The sequence below is a fragment of the Bradyrhizobium guangdongense genome (assembly GCF_004114975.1).
Lineage (GTDB): Bacteria > Pseudomonadota > Alphaproteobacteria > Rhizobiales > Xanthobacteraceae > Bradyrhizobium > Bradyrhizobium guangdongense.
Genome location: NZ_CP030051.1, coordinates 1,090,572 through 1,111,402 on the forward strand (window position 1 = coordinate 1,090,572; position 20,831 = coordinate 1,111,402).

General features: G+C 64.0%; 16 protein-coding genes. 13 read left to right on the forward strand and 3 right to left on the reverse strand.

All coding sequences use genetic code 11. The annotated features are described in order from the left end of the window. Positions 1–17 precede the first annotated feature (17 nt). Together X265_RS05245 and X265_RS05250 are read right to left on the reverse strand one after the other, a co-directional pair. Positions 18–7,994, reverse strand: a complete 7,977-nt coding sequence (locus X265_RS05245) for a beta strand repeat-containing protein (protein WP_128963933.1) — start codon at positions 7,992–7,994, stop codon at positions 18–20. A 450-nt stretch (positions 7,995–8,444) separates the two neighbouring features. Then, positions 8,445–9,425 carry a LysR family transcriptional regulator gene (locus tag X265_RS05250; protein ID WP_128963934.1) on the reverse strand — a complete coding sequence of 327 codons (981 nt, stop codon included), beginning with the start codon at positions 9,423–9,425 and terminating at the stop codon, positions 8,445–8,447. 103 nt (positions 9,426–9,528) lie between these two features. On the opposite strand from X265_RS05250, the gene X265_RS05255 reads away from it, so the two are divergent. The 11 genes from X265_RS05255 to aroQ are packed head-to-tail and all read left to right on the forward strand — an operon-like array spanning position 9,529 to position 17,838. Then, positions 9,529–10,473: a ketopantoate reductase family protein gene (locus tag X265_RS05255; protein ID WP_128963935.1), complete on the forward strand. Its 945-nt coding sequence runs from the start codon at positions 9,529–9,531 to the stop codon at positions 10,471–10,473. 4 nt (positions 10,474–10,477) lie between these two features. After that, positions 10,478–10,864: a VOC family protein gene (locus tag X265_RS05260; RefSeq protein ID WP_128963936.1), complete on the forward strand. Its 387-nt coding sequence runs from the start codon at positions 10,478–10,480 to the stop codon at positions 10,862–10,864. 19 nt (positions 10,865–10,883) lie between these two features. After that, on the forward strand, positions 10,884–11,354 hold the full coding sequence (locus tag X265_RS05265) for a MaoC family dehydratase (RefSeq protein WP_128963937.1): 471 nt from the start codon (positions 10,884–10,886) through the stop codon (positions 11,352–11,354). Beyond that, positions 11,351–12,607, forward strand: coding sequence for a CaiB/BaiF CoA transferase family protein (locus tag X265_RS05270; RefSeq protein WP_128963938.1), 1,257 nt, complete (start codon positions 11,351–11,353; stop codon positions 12,605–12,607). The genes X265_RS05265 and X265_RS05270 overlap by 4 nt, the downstream gene beginning before the upstream one ends. 3 nt (positions 12,608–12,610) lie before the next feature. After that, positions 12,611–13,438, forward strand: coding sequence for a shikimate dehydrogenase (gene aroE, locus X265_RS05275; protein WP_128963939.1), 828 nt, complete (start codon positions 12,611–12,613; stop codon positions 13,436–13,438). A gap of 15 nt (positions 13,439–13,453) precedes the next feature. Beyond that, positions 13,454–14,308 (forward strand): shikimate dehydrogenase, encoded by an 855-nt coding sequence (locus X265_RS05280; protein ID WP_128963940.1) that lies wholly within the window; start codon positions 13,454–13,456, stop codon positions 14,306–14,308. 51 nt (positions 14,309–14,359) lie between these two features. Then, positions 14,360–15,028 (forward strand): amino acid ABC transporter permease, encoded by a 669-nt coding sequence (locus tag X265_RS05285; RefSeq protein ID WP_128963941.1) that lies wholly within the window; start codon positions 14,360–14,362, stop codon positions 15,026–15,028. A gap of 10 nt (positions 15,029–15,038) precedes the next feature. Beyond that, positions 15,039–15,695 carry an amino acid ABC transporter permease gene (locus X265_RS05290; RefSeq protein ID WP_128963942.1) on the forward strand — a complete coding sequence of 219 codons (657 nt, stop codon included), beginning with the start codon at positions 15,039–15,041 and terminating at the stop codon, positions 15,693–15,695. Between the two features lie 46 nt (positions 15,696–15,741). Then, positions 15,742–16,569, forward strand: coding sequence for a transporter substrate-binding domain-containing protein (locus X265_RS05295; protein ID WP_128963943.1), 828 nt, complete (start codon positions 15,742–15,744; stop codon positions 16,567–16,569). A gap of 59 nt (positions 16,570–16,628) precedes the next feature. Beyond that, the gene (locus X265_RS05300; RefSeq protein WP_128963944.1) at positions 16,629–17,375 is read left to right on the forward strand and encodes an amino acid ABC transporter ATP-binding protein; all 747 of its coding nucleotides are present in this window, start codon (positions 16,629–16,631) and stop codon (positions 17,373–17,375) included. Positions 17,376–17,388: 13 nt separating this feature from the next. After that, complete coding sequence (aroQ, locus tag X265_RS05305; protein WP_128963945.1) at positions 17,389–17,838, forward strand: type II 3-dehydroquinate dehydratase; 450 nt, start codon at positions 17,389–17,391, stop codon at positions 17,836–17,838. A 31-nt stretch (positions 17,839–17,869) separates the two neighbouring features. Here the strand turns inward: aroQ and X265_RS05310 are convergent, their stop codons facing one another. Beyond that, positions 17,870–18,733, reverse strand: a complete 864-nt coding sequence (locus tag X265_RS05310; protein ID WP_244659262.1) for a LysR family transcriptional regulator — start codon at positions 18,731–18,733, stop codon at positions 17,870–17,872. A 238-nt stretch (positions 18,734–18,971) separates the two neighbouring features. On the opposite strand from X265_RS05310, the gene dctA reads away from it, so the two are divergent. Together dctA and X265_RS05320 are read left to right on the forward strand one after the other, a co-directional pair. Next, positions 18,972–20,297, forward strand: coding sequence for a C4-dicarboxylate transporter DctA (dctA, locus tag X265_RS05315; RefSeq protein ID WP_128963947.1), 1,326 nt, complete (start codon positions 18,972–18,974; stop codon positions 20,295–20,297). A 24-nt stretch (positions 20,298–20,321) separates the two neighbouring features. Further along, entirely contained in the window at positions 20,322–20,828 is a 507-nt protein-coding gene (locus X265_RS05320) for an ureidoglycolate lyase (protein ID WP_128963948.1), read from the forward strand. The last annotated feature ends 3 nt before the right edge of the window (positions 20,829–20,831 follow it).

Below are 20,831 nucleotides of genomic sequence, written 5' to 3' on the forward strand. Positions count from 1 at the left end.
TTTTACAATATGTCGTATCAAACGATGAAGTCGACATGATTTTGCAGGAGGAGCGGCAAATGACCGTCAATGCCGCCCGATGTCGCCAATGATCCGATCTCCGGTGTCGGTAGAGTCCCGAATCCCGCGGGTCCAAGGGCTACCGGGTGCGGCATGACGTGAGAGACGACATCCGTCACGTGTGTCGATTCTGAATTCGCCGTGAACTGAGAGAAGTCGAAACCGTCGGCCTTGATCAATGCTTGTTGCCCCGGCAGCCACTGGAAGCCGCCGGACGCTTGCTGGGCCGGTGCGGGCGAGGTGATGCCCACAGACTGGACTGAGGACGCCGCCGCATTGGCCTGCGCCACTTCGGCGGCGTTCGGCAGCACGCGCTCGCCCGGCGATAGGAAGGCGAACATCAGGTGGCCCTGATCAGCCGGCACAAACTGGTCCGAGAGACCGAGTTGCTCGCCCATTTCGTGCATGACTGTCGTGAGCAGGTCCATGTGACCGGCGGCAGCCGTGGTCGGATCGGTGACGAGATGGGTGCTGCTCACCGCGTGCGCGAACTCGAAATTGTCGAGCGGCGTCGGATCGACGAACCAGCCATGTCCGTCTGCATTGACGTCGATCGTGACGTGCTTCGCGGTCGACTGACCGAGCCAGCCCGACGTGATGTCAGCGACGTCGTAAGTGACGCTCTGGAGCAGCGCGACCTTGTCCGACGACAGTCCCGCCGCGGCCCAATCGGCGATCGTTGCCGCAACCACCTTGTTGAGCTCAGCCTGGGTGAGATGCATCTCGCCGGTGCTGCCGGTCGCGCTCGCCACGCCGCCGTCGGCTGCGAACAAGGCGTTGGGGTTCGACGGCGTGATGGTATGTCCGCCATTGTGGCTGCCAGGAATCGCCGACGATCCCGGCGCATTGAGCTCCAGCGTGGAGTTCAGCGGCGTGTTGCCGTTGTTGTTCCAGGTCGTGTTGGTGTCGGTATTGAAATTCTCGAGATAGAGATGCGAACCGGCTCCGCCGGTGTTCTCGATCACAAAGGCAACGTTGCCGTTCCCGGCCGTGATGCCCGTCACCGTATTGTTGTGGATGTTGGCGGTCATCGTCGTGGCGTCGTTGGCGTTGACGCCCGGGTTGAGCAGGATCGCGTTGTTGAAATTGTTGGCGTTGAGGTTGGCCCCCGTCATGTTGATGGTGTTGCTCGCCAAAGTAAGGTCGAGGCTGGCCTTGTTGTTGACGGTGCCGCCGTCGCCTGCTGCGAAGGCCACAATGGCTGCGTCCTGCCCGGCGTTGTTGATGGTGTTGCCGGTGGCCGAGATCGCAGCGGTGGCATTGTCCTCGATGTCGAAGTCGAGCGGGCTGCCGGCGCGATTGGTGGTGCCGGTGTTCGCGATATTGGCGTTGTTGTCGACATGACCGTTGATCACGGCGCTGTTGATGCCGAAGATCTCCAGGATTGGCCCGCCATAGCCGCTGATGGTGGTGTTGCGGTTGACGTTGAAATTGAGGTGCGCGGTGTCCTGCGCATTCAATCCAATGCCGCGCGAGGCCACGGTGCCTGCGGTGAAGCTGTTGCCGTTGCCGTTGACGCCGCCGTCGGTGATGTTGACGTTCATCGTCGAGGTCTGGCGGGCGAAGGTGTCGATGCCGCCGGTCTTCAGATTGGTGAAGGTGCTGCCGGAGACGTTGAGGTTGACCGTCGCAGAGCCCGTGCTGGTCATCTGCAGGCCGTCGGATCCGTTGGTGGAATCGGCGGTGTTGTGGAAGGTGGTGCCGGTGACGTTGAGGGTCAGAGTGCCGGTGTTGTTGCGGATGTCGACGAGGTTCTCGCCGGCCGTGGCATCGCCGGGCACGAAGCCGAAGGTCGAGTTGGTGATGTTCGAGGTGCCGGACAGGTTGAACAGTCGGACGTCGCCCTCGGCCGCATTGTCGCCGAAGCCGACGACCGTGCTGTTGCTGAGGGTGAGATCGGAGACGTTCTGGCCGGTGATACCGGTCTGGACGCCGCCTGCGCCCCCGTTGCCGTTCATGCTGAGGTGGTCGAGCGTCACGCCCGCGACGCTGCTCAGGTTGATACCGCCCTTGGCCGCGCTGTTGAACGTCGAATCGTCGGCATTGTTGACCGTTCCCGCGCCGGTATTGGGGTTGGTGAAGTTCATGTAGGACAGCGACAGCGCCTTGGTGCTGCTGAGGATTGCGCCTTGGTCGGTGTTCTGGATGGTGCCGCCGGACCCTGCGGAGCCGGTACCCGTTACCGTCAGGCCGCCATTGCCGGCAGCCGTGCCGGTGTTGTTGAGCACGATACCGTTGGTGCCGCCGTTGGCGCTGATGTCCTGGAACGTCAGGCCCGAGCTGCCGATATTGGTGTTGACGACGTTGAGCGCGGTACCGGTCGTGGTCGTCAGGTGGTTGGTGCCGGTGACGTTGACCGTGCCGCCGCCGGTTGCGCTGAACGCGTTGGACGCACCGGTCGACAGGTTGATGCCGCCGCTGAAGTCGAGCGTGGCACCGGTGTTGCTGCTGAGGGCGATGCCGGTGCCGCCGCTGCTGCTGATGGCACCGGTGAAGGCCTGCGTGCCGCCCGTCATGCTGGAGATCGAGATCGTCGATCCGGTGTTGTCGGAAATCGTGCCGTCATAGGTGAAGTTCAGCGAGCCGCTGCTGAGCGAGACGTCCGAACCTGTCGCGTTCGAGATCGCGCCGCCATGGGCATGGACGGTGCCGCTGGCGCCGTTGATGACGATGCCGTTGGTGCCGCCGCTGGCGGTAATGGAGCCGAAGTCGTAGGTCAGCGCGTTACCGGAGCCGGTGATGCTGATGCCGCCGCCGCTGGTGTTGGTGATCACGCCTTGCTTGACGTTGTCGATCGTCGACGTTCCGACATTGGTGCCCTGGAGGGCAAAGCCGCTGGTGTTGCCGAAATCGACGCCCTGGATGTTGTTGCCGCTGCCAAGCGTGACTGTGCCGTCGATCACGGCATTGGCGCCGCTGGCGGAGACAAGCGTGACCGTGCCGGCGCCGCCGCTGCCATCGGGCACGACCAGGCCCGCGCTCTGGCTGATCAGCTGCTCGTTGTTCTCGAGCGTCAGATTGCCGGTGTAGTGGGCCGAGGAGGTCTCAAGGAAGATGGTGTCGCCCGCGCCGTCGACGTTGTTGCCGACGCCGCTGTTGGCAAAATGCGTGAGCGTATTGAACGGGTGTTCGGACGAGCCGTCGCCGTCGGTCGCCGCATCGGCGTTGACGTACCAGACCTTCGGCGTGGTGACATTGATGGTGATCGTGCCGGTTCCGATGCCGGCGCCCGAGGCGCCCGCGTTCTGGTCCGAAACCTGGTAGTTGAACGAATCCAGGCCGGTGTAGCCGACCGGCGCCTTGTAGATGAAGTCGCCGTCGGACTGCATGGTGACGGTGCCGCCATGCGCGGTCGCGATGGTGCCGGCGACCACGACCAGCGGTCCGGGACCGTCGACGTCGCTGGCGCCGCTGAGGATGCTCGCGCTGATGGTCTTGTTGGGACCCGTCGTGCTCGGCGCCCCGTCGGTCGGGTCGTTGACCACAAGGTCGGTGTTGCCGGTGGCGCTGTTGGAGCCGTTGAAGGTGAAGTTGGCTGCGGTCGGCGCGTCGTTGATGCCGGTAACGGTGACGTGCAGCGTGGCCGTGGAGGTGTCGCCGGCCTGATCCCCATGCAGCGTGTAGGGAACGTCGAATGTGGCGCTCTCGCCGTCCTGCATGTGCTGGAAGTCGGAGCCGAGATTGACCACGACCTGGTTCGAGCCGTTGACGCTTACGGAAATGTCGGAAAGGACGATGCCTTCGCCGGCCGGTGCGGCCAGATTCGTGACGGTGCCAACCGTGACATTGTTCGGCGCGCCATGATCGGCATCGAGCGTATCGTTGGTGAGAACCGTAAAGGCGTGACCCGACTGGTCTTCGGTCATCGAGCCGCTGTCATCCACTGCAACCGGCACGTCGTTGACGCCGTTGACGGTGACGACGAGGTTGGCCGATGAGGTCTCGCCGGTGTCGCCGGTCAACGTATAGGGCACGGTGACGGTGGCGTGCTCGCCGGCCGCCAGCTGCTGGAAGTGGGCGTTGTTGAGGGTGACTTGCACCTGGTTTGCGACGATGGACGCGGTCGCGTCGGTATTGGCGAAGGTCTCGCCGGCCGGGCCGGTGACGGTGATGCCGCCCGCGAGCGTGATCACGTTGGACGCGGTGGAATCCGGGTCCTGGCTGTCATTCGCGATGACGTTGAACGAGGTCGGCGCATCGTCCTCGGTCATCGTACCAGTATCGGCGACGGCCAACGGCAGATCGTCGGCGCCATGAATCGTGAAGGTGATCGTCGCAGTGTCCTGCAGGCCGCCGGTGTCCTGGATCGTGTAGTTGAACTTGTCCTGGATCGTATCGGCCGACGTATGCAGCGCCTGCACCTGCACGTCAGTCTGGTTGACGCTATAGGTGTACGAACCGTTGCTGTTGAGGTGCAGCGTGCCATGGAGGCCGACCAGGTCCTGTCCGACCGTGCCGGTGCCGGTCGAGGCACCCTCCGCTCCGGTGTGGACCGCGACGACGGTCAGCGCGCTGCTCGCATCCTCTGCGTCGGTATCCTGGACGGCGCCGGCCGAGCCGGTGCCGAGGATGACGTTGCCGGACGGGTTGGAGCCGGGCACCGAATTGTTGGCACCGCCGGCTTCGGTCGCGGAGAGCGCATCGTCATTGGCGACGGGCGGTGTGTTCGGAATGACGGTGATGGTGAAGGTCTGCTGGCTGGTCAGCGTTCCGTCGCTGGCCTGGACCGTGACGTCGAAGGTCGGGCTGCCGGCGTTGTAGGGGATCTTGGTGGGATCGGCGACTTTCATCTGGCCGGTGGTCGCATCGATGGTGAAGCCGCCGCCGGAGGTGTCGCCGACCAGCGAATAGGTCACCGCCGGTCCGTTGACGTCGATCGACGAGGCCGTCACGCCGACATAGGTGCCGATCGGGGCATTCATCGACACCTGGTTGGCGGTGCCATCGCTATCGACCGGCACCGAGGGTGCAACGTCTGATACATTGATGGTGAAGCTTTGCGAGCTCGCCAGCGTGCCGTCGCTGGCCTGCGCGGTTACGGTGTAGCTGTGGGTCGGACCCGACGACTCGAAGTCGATCTTGGTGGAATCGGCGACGGTGACGACGCCGGTGGTCGCGTTGATGGTGAAACCGCCGCCGGAGGTGTCGCCGGTCAGGCTGTAGGTCACGGCCGGGCCGTTGGCGTCGGTCGACGAGGCGGTGATGCCCACGGTCGAGCCGTTGGCCGCACCTTCGACGATAGCGTTCGCAGTGGCGTCGGCATCGACCGGGGTCGACGGCGCGACGTCAGCCACGGCGATGGTGAAGGTCTGCGAGCCGGTGAGTGTCCCATCGCTGGCCTGCGCGGTGACGGTGTAGCTGTGGCCTGCGCCCGAAGATTCGTAATCGATCTTGGTGGGATCGGCGACGGTGACGACGCCGGTGGTCGCATTGATGGTGAAGCCGCCGCCGGAGGTGTCGCCGATCAGGCTGTAGGTCACGGCCGGGCCGTTGACGTCGGTCGACGACGCCGTGACGCCGACGGTCGAACCGGCAGCCGCGCCCTCGGCGACCGAATTGGCCGCGGCATTGCTGTCGACCGGGACTGACGGCGCAACGTCCGTGACGGCGACGGTGAAGCTCTGCGAGCTGGTGAGTGTACCATCGCTGGCTTCGGCGGTGACGGTGTAGCTGTGGCCTGCGCCCGACGTCTCGAAGTCGATCTTGGTGGAATCGGCGACGGTGACGACACCGGTCGCCGCATTGATGGTGAAGCCGCCGCCAGAGGTGTCGCCGATCAGGCTGTAGGTCACGGCGGGGCCGTTGATGTCGGTCGAGGACGCCGTGATGCCGACCGTGGAGCCGTTGGCGGCGCCTTCTGCCACCGTGTTGGCGGCGGCGTTGCTGTCGACCGGCACGGTTGGCGCGACGTCTGACACGGCGATGGTGAAGGTCTGCGAGCTCGCCAGCACGCCGTCGCTCGCCTGCGCGGTGACGGTGTAGGCGTGGCCGACCGCGGTCTCGTAGTCGATCTTGGTTGGATCTGCGACCGTAATCACGCCTGTCGTCGCATTGATGGTGAAGCCGCCGCCGGAGGTGTCGCCGACCAAGCTGTAGGTCACGGCCGGGCCGTTGACGTCGGTCGAGGACGCGGTGATGCCGACGGTCGTACCGGCCGCCGCGCCCTCGGCAATTGAGTTGGCGGCGGCGTTGCTGTCGACCGGCGTCGAGGGGGCGACGTCGGTCACGGCGATGGTGAAGGTTTGCGAACTGGTGAGCGTGCCGTCGCTGGCCTGCGCGGTCACGGTGTAGGCATGGCCGGCGGCGCTCTCGTAGTCGATCTTGGTCGGATCTGCGACGGTGACGACGCCCGTGGCGGCGTTGATGGTGAAGCCGCCACCTGAGGTGTCGCCGATCAGGCTATAGGTCACGGCCGGGCCGTTGACGTCGGTCGACGACGCCGTGACGCCGACGGTCGAGCCGGCGGCCGCGCCCTCCGCAACCGAGTTGGCGGCGGCGTTGCTGTCCACCGGCGTCGACGGCGCGACATTGGTCACGGCGATGGTGAAGGTCTGCGAGCTCGCCTGCGTGCCGTCGCTGGCCTGCGCGGTGACGGTGTAGGCATGGCCGGCGGCGCTCTCGTAGTCGATCTTGGTCGGATCTGCGACGGTAACGACGCCAGTGACCGCATTGATGGTGAAGCCGCCACCGGAGGTGTCGCCGATCAGGCTATAGGTCACGGCCGGGCCGTTGACATCGGTCGAGGATGCCGTGACGCCAACGGCCGTGCCGGCCGCAGCACCTTCCGTCACCTGATTTGCAGCGGCGTTGCTGTCGACCGGCGCCGACGGCGCGACATCGTTCACCACGATGGTGAAAGTCTGCTGTGTGGTCGTGGCGCCGCTCACCGCCTGCACGGTGATGTTGTAGCTGTGGGACGGCCCGCTGGTCTCGAAGTCGATCTTGGTCGGATCGGCGACGGTGACGACGCCGGTCGCGGCGTTGATGGTGAAGCCGCCGCCGGAGGTGTCGCCGACCAGCGAATAGGTCGTAGCCGGGCCGTTCGGATCCAGCGCCGATGCGGTGATGCCCACCGTGCTGCCGCCCGCGGCGCCTTCGGCCACCTGATTGGCAGCTGCATTGGTGTCGGTCGGCGCGCCGATCGTCACGTCGTCGACGGCGATGGTGAAGGTCTGCGAGTTCGACAGCGTGCCGTCGCTGGCCGCAATCGTGACCGAATAGGCGTGGCCTGGCGCGCTCTCATAATCGATCTTGGTTCCGTCAGCGACGCTGACGATACCGGTGTGCGGGTCGACCTTGAAGCCGCCGCCGGATGTATCGCCGGTGATTGCAAAGGTAACGGCGCCACCATTGACGTCCGTGGATGCCGCGGTGATGCCGACCGTGGTGCCCGCCGCGGCGCCTTCGGCAACGTGGTTGGCGCCCGCATTGCTGTCGACCGGCGTCGCCGGCGCCACGTCCGTCACGTTGATGGTGAACGATTGGGTGGAGGTGAGGATTCCATCGGAGGCCTTCACGCTGATGGTGTAGGCATGGCCCGGCGCGCTTTCGAAATCGATCTTGCTTGGATCGTTCACGGTGACGACGCCGGTCGCGGCGTTGATCTTGAATCCACCGCCTGAATTGTCACCCACCAGCGAATAGGTGACGGGACCGATCGCGCTCGTCGCCGACGCGGTGATGCCGACGAGGGTGTTCGCGGCCGCGCCTTCGGCAACGCTGTTCGCTCCTGCGTTGGCGTCAACTGGGGTCGATATCGAATCGTGCACCGGGGGCCAGGGCGTGCCGGGCGGGCAGCCGAGATACAGGGCTTTCAGGCCGTAGGTCGCCACGAATGTCGAGGCAGCATCGTCGAGGACGATGTTGCCGTACGAGTCCAGGTTGAGAGCGGGGCGGGTAATGCCGCCAGAGGTGTAGGCCGGAATGATCGACATCGGAAAGCTCCTACAACCGGCGTTGCGCCGGTCATTGGCTACGTCGGCTAGGCGAGGACGTGTATGAAGCCGTTCACACGCTTGAATTGTTGATCGCGTGATTGAACGTGGAGCGGGCCGGGCCGGCGTCGATCGGGCCGACGCGGGCGGCGGGATGAAAGTGCTGGCTCAAAAAGCAGATGGTCGGCGGAATCGAGATCGGCCAACATTGCGCAAACGCCTCGTACACAGACTCGACGCCGCGACCGGGATCAAAAACAAGGTTCAATAAAAAAGGGCGGCGACCAGGAAATTAACGCTTTGGTAACCAACACGTTTAATGGGACTACAACCAGGAGTCAATGTGGAGAAAATGTTCCCGAAGGGCCTCCTGGCAGCAACGTTAACGTGCTCCCTGAGGGCCTGGCCGTCCGCCAGTTTGCACGAGCTCAGCGGCCAACAAGCGCTCCCTTAGCGCTGCAATGCGCGCGGCCTACGTTTTTTTGGCCGGCCGGAACGATGCAGGCCCCGCACGTCCTGCTGTTGAAAGAGCTCTCCGCACAGGTCACGCAACCATTGGTTCGCCGGGTCGTGATGGAAGCGGGCGTGCCAATATTGCTTCACGGTAAAGCCGGCGATCGCCAGCGGGCAATCGAGCACGCGCAGTCCGTAATAGTGAGCCAGCGTTTCGCCGATGTGCCTCGGCAGGGTGGCGATCAGGTCGGTCGTCCCGACGATTGCGGGGAGCCCCAGGAAGCCGGGGAGCTCGAGTGCAACGTCCAGGACCATCTGCTGCTCATGCAGCGCGTCTGCGATCAATTGATGCCCGGTGCCGGAGCGAATGAGGACGTGCGCCTCTCGCCTGAAATCCTTTGTGGTGATGCGGTTGCGGATCCGGGCATGTTTTGCGTTCGCGAGGCACACCCAGTCCTGCGGAAAGAGCGACTGCTGGAAGTGTCCAGCGTCGAGGTCCGAAATGTAGCCGAGCGCCAGATCGGCCTCGCCGGACTGCAGCATGCGTGGCGTATCGCCGCCGATCTGCGCCGCCTCGATGCGGATGCCGGGCGCAACGCGCCGAACGTGGGCGAGGATGGCTGGAAGCAGCGTGATGTGGCTCGCATCCGTCATGCAGATGACGAACCGCCGCTTTGCCGTTGCCGGATCGAACTCGGGGCGAAGTTCGGCCAGACGTCGCAGCATCTCCAACGCCTGTCGGGCCGTGCCGATGAGCGCCTCGGCGCGCGGGGTCGGCAGCATCCCCTCTGCTGACCTGATGAAGAGCGGATCGTCCAATTCCTTCCGCAGGCGCGACAGCCAGATCGAAAGGGTCGGTTGGCTTTGACCGAGCTTCTCGGCTGCCTTGGTGACGCTGCCCGTGGTGAACAATGCGTCGAACAGCCGGAGCAGGCGCGGGTCCAGCAGGTTCGTTTCGGAGGAGGCTTGGAGCTTCATTGCGATCTGCAATAATGGTTATAAAGATCATAGCATATCCAAATACCTGATGGCCTGCTAGCACGCTTCCAACGCCAATACAGGGCGAGGGAGAGGCGTTCGGATGAGGATCTGCTTTATCGGAGCGGGAGCCTTGGGCTCGACTATCGGTGGGACGCTGGCGCGTGGCGGAGCCGAGGTCTGGCTGATCGATCCGTTCCAGGCCCATGTCGACGCGATCAATGCCGGCGGCCTCCGGATGCTGGAGGGCGACGCCGAGACCGTCGTGAAGGTTTCCGCCTGCACCTCCCCGACCGAGGTCGGCATTCTGGCGGACCTCGTCATCGTCCTCGTCAAATCCTATCACACGCGCGATGCGATCCGGGCGGCGGCACCGATCATCGGACCGCAGACGGTCGTGATGTCGCTTCAGAACGGTCTTGGTCACGAGGACATCCTGTCGGAAGAAGTCGGTCGTGACCGGGTCATGGCAGGCAAGACCTATGTCGGCGGCGTGCTGCTCGGCCCCGGCCATGTTCGCTCCGGGGTCGTCGGCAAAGAAACCATCATCGGCGAGCTCGATGGGCGCCTGACCGAACGCGCGCAGCGAATTTCCGAGACGTTCAATCGGGCCGGCATTCTCACGCAGCTCAGCGACAACATCCTCGGCACGATGTGGGACAAATTGTTCATCAACGTTGCCGGAGGCGGGATTACCGCCGTGACCGGGCTGACTTACGGCGGGCTCTATTCGCTGCCGATCCTGGAAGATTGCGCGCTCGCCGCAATCTCGGAGAGCATCGCGGTCGCGCAGGCAGCCGGCGTGAAGATCTCGATTGCCGATCCGCACCGGGCCTGGACGATGGCGTCTGCCGGCCTGCCGCTCGAGTTCAAGACATCGATGCTGCAGAGCCTGCAGTCCGGCAATCCGACCGAGGTCGATTACATCCACGGCTCGGTCGTGCGCTGGGGCGCCAAGCTCAACGTGCCGACCCCGGTCAATTCGACCCTCGTCGCGTTGGTCAAGGGGCTGGAATACGCCCGCAGCAATTATCCGGGAAAGGCGTGAGACAATGTCGTTGCCCCGCGCATACGTCGAACACGTCGCGATCCGCGTGCCTGACGTCAACTATCACATCGACTTCTTTCGTGAGGTGCTTGGTCTTGCCATTCGCGACGAGCAACCCGCCGACGGCGCGCGCCCGCGTCAGGTCTGGGTGCTCGGAAGCGTGCAACTGATCGAGGATCCGCTTTTTGTCGGACCGGAAGGCCGTCTCGCCCATCTCGGCATCATGGTCGACGACTACGACGGCGTGCTCGCCCGTGCCGCGGCCTGGGGTGCCAAGGCGTTGCCTGCCGGGCCGAACTGGCTCGAACTGCCGGGCGGACTGAACGTCGAGATCCTGCAAGCCAGCGCCGGGGCCGTGGAAGCGGCCCTGGCGATCAATCCCCGTGCCTAGAGTTTGAGGAAGACGCGACATGACCGATGAGCGCTACTGGGACGATGCCGAGGTCGGTGACGAATGCGTCACCCCTTCGGTGACGGTCACCGAAGCGATGGTGAATGCCTATGCCGAATTGACGGGCGATTTCACGCCTGTTCATGTCGACGAGGAATACGCCAAGACCACACCCTTCCGCACGCGCGTGGCGCACGGGTTGTTTGGCCTGTCGCTGGCCGACGGTTTGAAGACCCGTGCCGACTACCGCTTCCTTCCGGGAATGTCGCTGGGCTGGACGTGGGATTTCAAGCTGCCGATCAAGCTCGGCGACACCGTCCACGTGAAATTCCGCGTCGGCTCGATGCGCACCACCAAGCGTGATGGCTGGGGCATCGTGGTGCTGCCTTCGGAGCTGATCAATCAGCGCGGCGAGGTGGTGCAGCTCGGTGAGCATCGGTTGATGATCCCGATGCGCCCGAGGACCAGTGCCGCAGGAGAGCAGGCATGACCACGCAAGATCTGCCGCTCCAGAATCTTCCGCTCCAAAATCTGCCGCTCAAAGGCATCCGCGTCATCGACTACAGCCATTTTCTGGCTGGCCCGTTCATGGGCCGTTGCTTAGCTGCGATGGGCGCCGAGGTCATCAAGGTGGAGCGTCCGAAGCAAGGCGATGCGGGCCGCGCCCACGGCTATTTCAAAGACGGCCAATCCGGCTACTTCCTGCAGCAGAACATGGGCAAGCAGGGGCTCTGCATCGACCTGCGCGACAAGCGCGGCCTCGACATGATGATGAAACTGGTCGACACCGCCGATGTCTTCATCGAGAACTACCGCCCCGGCGCGCTCGAGCGCCTCGGGCTCGGTTACAAGGCGCTGTCGGCGCGCAATCCCGGACTGATCTACTGTTCGGTTTCCGCCTATGGCCACACCGGTCCCTATGCCGACCGGCCGGGCTTCGGCCTGATTGCGGAGGCGATGTCGGGCGCCCTGGCGCAGCTGGGCTCTCCGGGCGAAGCGCCGCCGCTGCTGCGCATGCCACTCGCCGACATGTATACCGGCATTCACGGCGTGGCCGCGATCAACGCAGCGCTGGTCGGCCGCGCTTCGTCCGGGCAGGGCCAGCATATCGACCTGGCGCTGTACGACTGCATGGTCTCGATGCACGACTATGCGGTTCAGCGCTACTTCCTCTCCGGCGGGTCCGATCTGCCGAAGCAGACCGGCAGCGGTCAGCCTGACTCGACCGTCTACGGAGTCTTTCCGGCCAGGGACGGCAATCTTGTCATCGCTGCGCAAGTCGACGACGCGTGGCGGCGTTTGGCGAGTCTGATCGGTGGAGACAATTTGGCATCCGACGAGCGCTTCACCACGCCGGCCACGCGCAACGCCCATTATGCCGAAGCGATGGACATCGTGCGCAACTGGACGCTGTCGCAATCGTCTCGAGATGCCTGTCTCGCGGCCCTCGACGAAGCAGGTGTGCCGTCCGCTCCCGTGCAGACCATCGAAGAGGTCGTGAAGGATCCGCAGATCCACGCGCGCGGCATGCTGGTCGAGCAGGAACATCCTGTGCTGGGCAAGGTGACGTTGCCGAACCTGCCGTTCCGCTTCTCCGGGTGTGACACCACGGTGCGGACCCCGGCGCCACTGCTCGGCCAGGACAATCGCCGCATTGCCGCCTCGCTCGGACTAACGGCCGACGCCGTCGATGCGATGGTGCGCGATGGCGTGTTGTACAACGAAGCTGCAGTGCAGGAGTGAGCCATGAGCGATCGTTATGCGGTGATCGGCAATCCGATCGGCTTCAGCAAATCACCGCTCATTCATGGCATGTTCGCCAAGATGACCGGACAGGACCTCGTCTATGAGGCGATCGAGACACCCCTTGATGGTTTCAGCGATCGGGTTGATCAATTCCGGACCGAGGGGGCCAAGGGGCTGAACATCACTGCCCCGTTCAAGCTCGATGCCTTCGAATACGCAAACGAGCTTTCCGAGAGCGCCGATCGCGCAGGCGCCGCAAACTGTCTGAAATTCGTCGGCGATCGGATCATCGCCGAGAATTTCGACGGGATCGGCCTCGTGCGCGACATCACGGTCAATCTCGGCGTCAAATTGGCCGGCCGCCGCGTCCTGATGCTCGGCGCCGGGGGAGCGGCGCGTGGCGCGCTGCTGCCGTTCCTGCGGCAGGAGCCGGCCGAGCTGGTTCTCGTCAATCGAACGCTGCCGAAGGCCGTCGCATTGGCCGAAGAGTTTGCCGGCTGTGGCCCCCTGATCGTCAGCGGCTATGCCGAACTGGCCGATCTCACCGAGGGCTATGACGTCGTGGTCAACGCGACATCGGCCAGCCTGCGAGGTGAAATGCCGCCGCTTCCACGCAATGTCTTCCGCGGCGCGGAGCTGGCGTACGAGCTCGCCTACGGCAAGGGACTGACTCCCTTTCTGCAAGCGGGCCGCGCCGAAGGCGTCGCCAAGCTCGCCGACGGCGTCGGCATGCTGGTCGAGCAAGCAGCGGAAGCTTTTGCCTGGTGGCGCGGCGTTCGACCGAGCACGGCGGAGGTCATCGCCGAACTGACCGTTCCTTTGAGCTGACGCGCGATGTCGAACATGCATCCTAAGTCCAGCTTTCTCGTCGGGTTGATCGGCAGCGGCATCGCGGCGTCCCGCACCCCGCCTATGCACGAAGCGGCCGCTGACGCCGCCGGCATCCGCTATCTCTACAAGAAGATCGATCTGACCGAGCTGAAGCTCGGCGCCGAAGCGCTGCCGGAATTGCTCACGGCCGCAAAGCGGATGGGCTTCGACGGGTTGAACGTGACCCATCCCTGCAAGCAGTCGATCCTTCCGCTGCTGGACGAGCTTTCGCCCGACGCGGAGGCGCTTGGTGCGGTGAATACGGTGGTCATCAGGAACGGCCGAATGACCGGCCACAATACCGACTGGTTCGGCTTCGCCGAGAACTTTCGCCGGAACATGCAAGGTGCGCCGCTCGGTCGCGTCGTCCAGTTCGGCGCGGGCGGAGCCGGAGCGGCGGTCGCTTTCGCGCTGATGAAGCTCGGCGCGCAGGAACTGACGGTCATCGACGTCGACGTGGCCAAGGCGCAGAGCATGGTCGATGGCTTGTCCCCTCGATTTGCAGAAGGGCGCTTGAAGGTCGGCCAGGATGTTGCGACGGCCGTTACTGGCGCCGACGGAATCGTCAACGCGACACCGATCGGCATGGACAAATATCCGGGCACGCCGCTGCCGATGGCTTTGCTGCGCCCCGATCTGTGGGTCGCCGAGATCGTCTACTTCCCGCTGGAAACCGCACTGCTGCGCGCGGCGCGCGCCCTCGGCTGCCGCACCGTCGACGGTGGCGGCATGGCGATCTTCCAGGGCACCGAAGCATTCCGCCTGTTCACCGGCATCTCACCCGATCCGGACGTCTTCTTCGCCACCTTTGCCTCCCTGGGAGGGTGACGTCGGGCCGACGGGCGAGCGGCACGTACAACGCCCGAGAGGAAACGCAAGATGGGCTATACGCTCGATTTCTCCGTGGTTTGGCACGCGATGCCCGCGCTGCTGTGGGGGTGCGTCGGTACGTTGGGCCTGGCGCTTGCCGGAATGACGCTCGCAATGCTGATCGGCATCGCCGGCGTCGCGGCGCGCGATGCGGGGGCGGCCTGGTTGCGGGCCATCGTGATCGGCTTCGTCGAGATCGTGCGCAATACGCCTTTCCTGGTGCAGATCTTCTTTCTGTTCTTTGCGCTGCCGCTCGTCGGATTGAAGCTCAATCCGACCGCCACCGCCATCATCGCGCTCGGCGTCAATGGCGGCGCCTACGCCATCGAGATCATCCGCGGCGGGGTGCAATCCATTCACAAGGGACAGGTCGAGGCGGGCTACGCGCTCGGCCTGCACAAAGGACAGGTCTTCCGCTTCATCGTGCTCAAGCCCGCGCTTCGCGCGATCTACCCCTCGCTCACCGGGCAGTTCATCATGCTGACGCTGACTTCGTCGATCTGTTCGGCGGTGTCGGCTTACGAATTGACGTCGGTTGCGCAGCGCATCGAAAGCGACACGTTCCGCAGCTTCGAGGTCTATTTCTCCGTCACCTTCCTCTACCTCGCGATTTCCTGGCTGCTGATGCTGGGTTTTGCGGTCGTCTCCCACCGCTTCTTCTCATATCCGACACGCTGAGGGGGAGATCATGGCGCCGCATTTTGGTTTGCCGGAGTTCGGCTTCCTGCTGCGTGGGATGCAATGGACGGTGCTGCTGACGCTGGTCGCATTCGTAGGCGGCTGCACGGCGGGGCTGGCTGTCGCCTTGCTGCGCACCAGTGGTCACAAGGGCGTGGAATGGATCACCCGCATCTACATCGGGATATTCCAGGGCACTCCGCTGCTGCTGCAGCTTTTCGTCGTGTATTACGGATTGGCGCTCACCGGGCTGAAGCTCGACGCCTTCGTCGCGGTGGCGATCGGTTTCACCGTGAATGCCTCCGCCTTCCTTGGTGAGATCTGGCGCGGCGCGATACAGGCCGTGCCGCGCGGCCAGACCGAGGCCGCGATGGCGCTCGGGCTGCACTACTCGTCCCGCATGCGCGACATCGTGCTGCCGCAGGCAATCCGCATCTCGCTGCCGGCGACCATCGGCTATCTCGTGCAGCTGATCAAGGGAACGTCGCTCGCCGCCATCGTCGGTTTCATCGAACTCGCCCGCGCCGGTCAGATCGTTTCGAATCAGACCTTCCAGCCGTTGCTCGTCTTCGGCGTGGTCGGCGCCATGTACTTCATCCTCTGCTGGCCACTCTCATGGTGGGGCAGCCGGATGGAGGCCAGGCTCGCCCTGGCCAATCAAAGGTAGGCGCACCTGCCCAATCAAGCACAGCCATCACCAGGAGGAGATACTCATGTTGTTTTCATTCAATCGTCGCCAGCTCGGGAGCGCGCTGCTGGCATTGGCGGCAATCGCCGCCGCAGGCAAATCGCAGGCGGGCACTCTGGAAGACGTCAAGAAGAAGGGCGTCGTCGTCATCGGCATTCAGGGCGACAATCCTCCCTGGGGCTATGTCGACAGCTCGGGAAAGCAGGACGGCATCGACGCCGACATGGGACGCACCTTCGCTGAATACCTCGGTGTGAAGGCCGAGTTCGTCCCGCTGGCGGTCGCCAACCGTATCCCAGCGCTGACGACGGGCCGCGTGGACATTCTGTTCGCGACCATGGCCATGCTGCCCGAACGCGCAAAGGCGGTGCAGTATTCCAAGCCGTATGTCGCCAACGAGATCACGCTTGTTGCTGCCCAGGCGACCCCGATCAACAGCAATGCGGACATGAGCAAATACGTCATCGGGGTTCCGAGGTCCTCCACGCAGGACACCCAGGTCACCAATAGTGCTCCGGCGGGCACCGAAATCCGCAGGTTCGATGATGATGCGGCCACGATCCAGGCGCTGCTTTCCGGTCAGGTGCAGGCCGTCGGAGCTAACAGCTTCTACCCGCAGCGACTGAACGCCGCAAAACCGGAGCTCGGGTTTGAGCCCAAGCTTCACTTTATGGCTCTGTACAACGGCGCCTGCACGCGTCTCGGAGAGAAGGAGTGGAACGAGACCGCCAACAAGTTCATCGATCAGATCAAGACGAACGGCAAGTTGGCCGGCTTTTACGCCAAATGGATGAAAGCGCCCATGCCGGTCTTCCCGGACTCGGTCCCCGGCGTTCCCTTCACCGTCCAATAGCCACCGCAAGCGGCCGACGCGCGATCCGCGTTGGCCGCTTCCCGACTGCGGAGACCAGCATGCAGGACCAGATCCTGATCGAAATGAAAGGCGTTCAGAAATGGTACGGCGGCTACCAAGCTCTGCGCAACGTCGATCTCAGCGTGCGCAAGGGCGAAAAGATCGTGGTGTGCGGGCCGTCCGGCTCAGGCAAGTCGACGCTGATCCGCTGCATCAACCGCCTGGAGGCGATCCAGCAGGGCAGCATCGTGGTGAACGGTCATCGGCTGGACGACAGCATCAAGGCCATCGACGTCGTGCGCCAGGACGTCGGTATGGTGTTTCAGAGCTTCAATCTCTTTCCGCATATGACGGTGTTGCAGAACTGCACCCTCGCGCCTATGCGCGCGCGCCGCATCGGTAAGACCGAGGCGGAAACGACCGCGCGAAAATACCTCGAGCGCGTGCGCATCGGCGATCAGGCCGAGAAATATCCGGCTCAGCTTTCGGGCGGCCAGCAACAGCGTGTCGCGATCGCGCGCGCGCTCTGCATGCAGCCCAAGGTGATGCTGTTCGACGAGCCGACGTCCGCCCTCGACCCCGAGATGGTCAAGGAGGTGCTCGATACGATGATCGGCCTCGCCAACGACGGCATGACCATGATCTGCGTCACCCACGAGATGGGCTTTGCCCGCCAGGTTGCCGATCGTGTGATCTTCATGGCCGAAGGCCAGATCATCGAAGAAGGCGCGCCCGATGCTTTCTTTCGCAATCCACAGCACGCCCGCACCAGGCAGTTCCTTGGCGAGATCCTCGCCCACCACTGAACGGAGTTCTTCCATGAGTCGTCTCGTCTACGTCCTGAACGGGCCCAATCTCAATCTGCTCGGCAAGCGCCAGCCCCACATCTACGGTCACGAGACGCTTGCGGACGTTGAGCGGGATTGCCGGGCGCTGGCCGGGGAGCTCGGTCTGGAGATTCGCTTCCATCAATCCAACAAGGAGTACGAGCTGATCGACTGGATCCACGAGGCGCGCGAGACGGCGACCGGGATCGTGATGAACCCCGCGGCTTTCACCCACACGTCGGTCGCCATCCTGGACGCTTTAAACACGTTCGAGGGGACGGTGATCGAGGTGCACATTTCCAACGTGCACAAGCGCGAGGAATTCCGCCACCATTCGTTCGTCTCGAAACGAGCCGATGGGGTCATCGCAGGCTTCGGCACCCAGGGTTATCTGCTCGGCCTGCGGCGCGTGGCCAAGCTGCTAGAGGAGAAGAAGGGGTAGCATCGCGTGAGAATCGCATGCGTGCCCCTTTCTAACCCACCCGCTTCCTCTGCCCCAGATACCGCAGCGCGAGCTTGATGAAATTGTGCACCACCATCGAGGTCTCGTCCTCCCTGAACACCAGGAAGACGTCGGCCGCAGGCGGTGAGGGCCTGATCGGGCGAAATGCGATATCGGCCGTCGTGAAACGCGCGATCGATTGCGGCACCAGCGCGACGCCGAAGCCCGCCGCGATCAGGCTCGGGATCGACTGCGCGTCGACGACTTGCTGGGATACTTTCGGCAGGAAGCCGGCATCGACGCAGCACGTCTGCACATAGCGCGCGAAATCGGAGCTGTCGGGGTCCAGGATGACATGCTCCTCCGACGCCAATTCACCGAGCGCCACGCGCTTGCGTTTGGCCAGGCGGTGGCTGCGGGGTACGGCCAGAACGACCTCTTCGCGCCAGGCCAGCTTGCTGGTGAGGTCGCGTTCGCCGGGAATGCCGCGAATGAGCGAGATGTTGGTGGTGCGGTTGAGGAGGGCCGCGATCTGCAGCGCCGGCGCCTGCTCGTGCACCGTCATCCTCACCAGGGGCGCGACCTCCCGGTAGGCCGCCAGCAGTTCCGCAAGACGGCCGCGCAGGATGGAGCCGGTCGCGCCGAGATCCAGCGTTCCGATCAGCCCGGCGCCGATCGAGCGCACCTCGTCTTCCGCTGACTTGACCTGCTGCAGGATGGCGCGCCCGCGCAGCAACATCGCTTCACCGGCCTGGGTCAGCTCGACCTTGCGGCTCGTCCTGTAGAGCAGCTGGGTGCCGAGTTCCGCCTCGAGGGCCTGGATATGCTGGCTGAGCGGCGGCTGCGACAGGTTCAGCCGCCGGGCGGCGGCGGTGAAGCTGCGCTCCTCGGCCACCGCAATGAAATACCTGACCTGGCGAAGGTCCATAGGGAAACCCTATCAATCGTGTCGTTCTATATATTGGACTTGATGTCGCAGCTGGTCAACGAATGACCGATGGAGCTTTGGTCTGCCCGGCAAGCGGCGGCTGGCTCCCTCCGCGGCGGCCTCATGCCGCTGCCAAAGACAACAATGGCGAAAGGCCAGAGCCGACCACGCCAGACCGACACCAGCCCTTTGAGCGAGGAAAGCCATGCCCAGAATTTTCAAGTCACTCTTCTTTCAGGTCGTCGTCGCACTCGCGCTCGGCATCGTGCTCGGGATGGCTTATCCCAGCACTGCAGTGCAGCTGAAGCCGCTCGGCGACGGCTTCATCAAGCTGATCAAGATGCTGGTGCCCGTCATCGTGTTCTGCGTCGTGGTGCAGGGAATTTCAGCGGCCGGGGACCTTTCGAAAGTCGGCAGGGTCGGCATCCGCTCGCTGCTCTATTTCGAGATCGTCACCACCGTCGCCCTGATGTTCGGCATCGCGCTGGCCTATTATTTCCAGCCCGGCGCCGGCATGAACATCGATCCCGCGACGCTGGATGCCAAGGCGCTCAGTGGGTTCAGCCAGACCGCGGCCCAGGTCGCCGGCGGCGGCGTCTCCGAGTTCCTGATGAAGCTGATCCCCGGCACGATCGTCGGCGCGTTCAGCTCCGGCGATGTCCTGCAGGTCCTGATCGTCTCGATCATGTTCGGCTGTGCGGTCTCGCTGTGCGGCGAGCGCGCCAGGCCGGTCGTCGATTTCATCGAACGTGTGAACGAGATCATCTTCAAGATGATGAACTTCGTCGTCCGGCTCGCCCCGATCGGCGTGTTCGGCGCGATCGCCTTCACCGTCGGCAAGTACGGCATCGGTTCGCTCAAGCAGCTCGGCGGTCTCGTCGGCCTGTTCTATCTGGCGGTGGTCCTGTTCGTGGTGGTCGTTCTCGGCGCCGTCATGCGGCTGTCCGGCTTCAGCCTGTTCAAGCTGCTCGCGTATTTGCGCGAGGAACTGATGATCGTGCTCGGTACGGCCGCGGGCGACAGCGTGCTGCCGCAGACCATGCGCAAGCTGGAACTGCTCGGGATCAAGCGATCGACCGTCGGCCTCGTCATCCCGACCGGCTACTCGTTCAACCTGGATGCGTTCTCGATCTATCTGACCCTGGCGGCGGTGTTCATCGCGCAGGCGACCAATACCCCGCTTGCCATGGGCGACCTGCTGGCGATTCTCGGCGTCGCCTTGCTGACCTCCAAGGGCGCGCACGGCGTCCCCGGCTCGGCCATCGTCGTCCTCGCCGCGACGCTGTCGGCGATACCTGCCATCCCGGCGATTGGCCTCGTGCTGATCTTGTCGGTGGACTGGTTCATTGGTATCGCTCGCGCGCTCGGCAATTATGTCGGCAACTGCGTTGCGACGGTCGTCGTTGCCTCCTGGGAAGGCGACCTCGATCGCGCCAAGGCCCATCGTATCCTGAACGGTGAGATGGTTGCTTCGGGCGAGACCCTGCAGGCCGAGCCTGATGTTGCGGCCGCGCCTGTTGCGGGGTTGTGAGCGTGGAGACAATTGAGGTTGACGATGGCGACAGTTTCGATCGAACCCCTGACCAAGCAGGCGTTCGCTCCGTTTGGCGAAGTCATCGAAACTGATGGGGTGACACCCCTGTCGATCAACCAGGGCTATGCCAGCCGTTTCAACGACCTCGCCAGCATCGACGTCGCCGCGGAGGGTGGACAGACCAACATCAGCTGGTTTGTCGCCTCGCTGCGTCCGGTGCCGATTGCAATTCGCCTGATGGAGCGCCATCCGCTGGGAAGCCAGCTGTTCATGCCGCTTGGCGGTGCGGACTGGCTGGTTGTTGTTTGCTCCGACCCGCGCAATGCCGCGACCTATCGCGCGTTCAGGGCGACGGGGCAGCAGGGGGTGAACTATGCTCGCAATTGCTGGCACCACCCGCTGCTGGTGCTCAAGGACGCTAGCCCCTTCCTTGTGGTCGACCGAAAGGGCAAGGGTGATAATCTGGAAGAATATTGGCTGGACGAGCCCATGCAGCTCGACCTGAAGCCGGATCGCCACGAGGCCTAAACG

Bases quoted from the DNA above. Each gene is read 5' to 3' on its own strand.
- aroE (WP_128963939.1), top strand. From the start codon at position 12,611: ATGAGCGATCGTTATGCGGTGATCGGCAATCCGATCGGCTTCAGCAAA.
- X265_RS05265 (WP_128963937.1), top strand. From the start codon at position 10,884: ATGACCGATGAGCGCTACTGGGACGATGCCGAGGTCGGTGACGAATGC.
- X265_RS05280 (WP_128963940.1), top strand. From the start codon at position 13,454: ATGCATCCTAAGTCCAGCTTTCTCGTCGGGTTGATCGGCAGCGGCATC.
- X265_RS05270 (WP_128963938.1), top strand. From the start codon at position 11,351: ATGACCACGCAAGATCTGCCGCTCCAGAATCTTCCGCTCCAAAATCTG.
- X265_RS05260 (WP_128963936.1), top strand. From the start codon at position 10,478: ATGTCGTTGCCCCGCGCATACGTCGAACACGTCGCGATCCGCGTGCCT.
- X265_RS05300 (WP_128963944.1), top strand. From the start codon at position 16,629: ATGCAGGACCAGATCCTGATCGAAATGAAAGGCGTTCAGAAATGGTAC.
- X265_RS05290 (WP_128963942.1), top strand. From the start codon at position 15,039: ATGGCGCCGCATTTTGGTTTGCCGGAGTTCGGCTTCCTGCTGCGTGGG.
- X265_RS05320 (WP_128963948.1), top strand. From the start codon at position 20,322: ATGGCGACAGTTTCGATCGAACCCCTGACCAAGCAGGCGTTCGCTCCG.
- X265_RS05250 (WP_128963934.1), bottom strand. From the start codon at position 9,425: ATGAAGCTCCAAGCCTCCTCCGAAACGAACCTGCTGGACCCGCGCCTG.
- X265_RS05245 (WP_128963933.1), bottom strand. From the start codon at position 7,994: ATGTCGATCATTCCGGCCTACACCTCTGGCGGCATTACCCGCCCCGCT.
- X265_RS05295 (WP_128963943.1), top strand. From the start codon at position 15,742: ATGTTGTTTTCATTCAATCGTCGCCAGCTCGGGAGCGCGCTGCTGGCA.
- X265_RS05285 (WP_128963941.1), top strand. From the start codon at position 14,360: ATGGGCTATACGCTCGATTTCTCCGTGGTTTGGCACGCGATGCCCGCG.
- aroQ (WP_128963945.1), top strand. From the start codon at position 17,389: ATGAGTCGTCTCGTCTACGTCCTGAACGGGCCCAATCTCAATCTGCTC.
- dctA (WP_128963947.1), top strand. From the start codon at position 18,972: ATGCCCAGAATTTTCAAGTCACTCTTCTTTCAGGTCGTCGTCGCACTC.
- X265_RS05255 (WP_128963935.1), top strand. From the start codon at position 9,529: ATGAGGATCTGCTTTATCGGAGCGGGAGCCTTGGGCTCGACTATCGGT.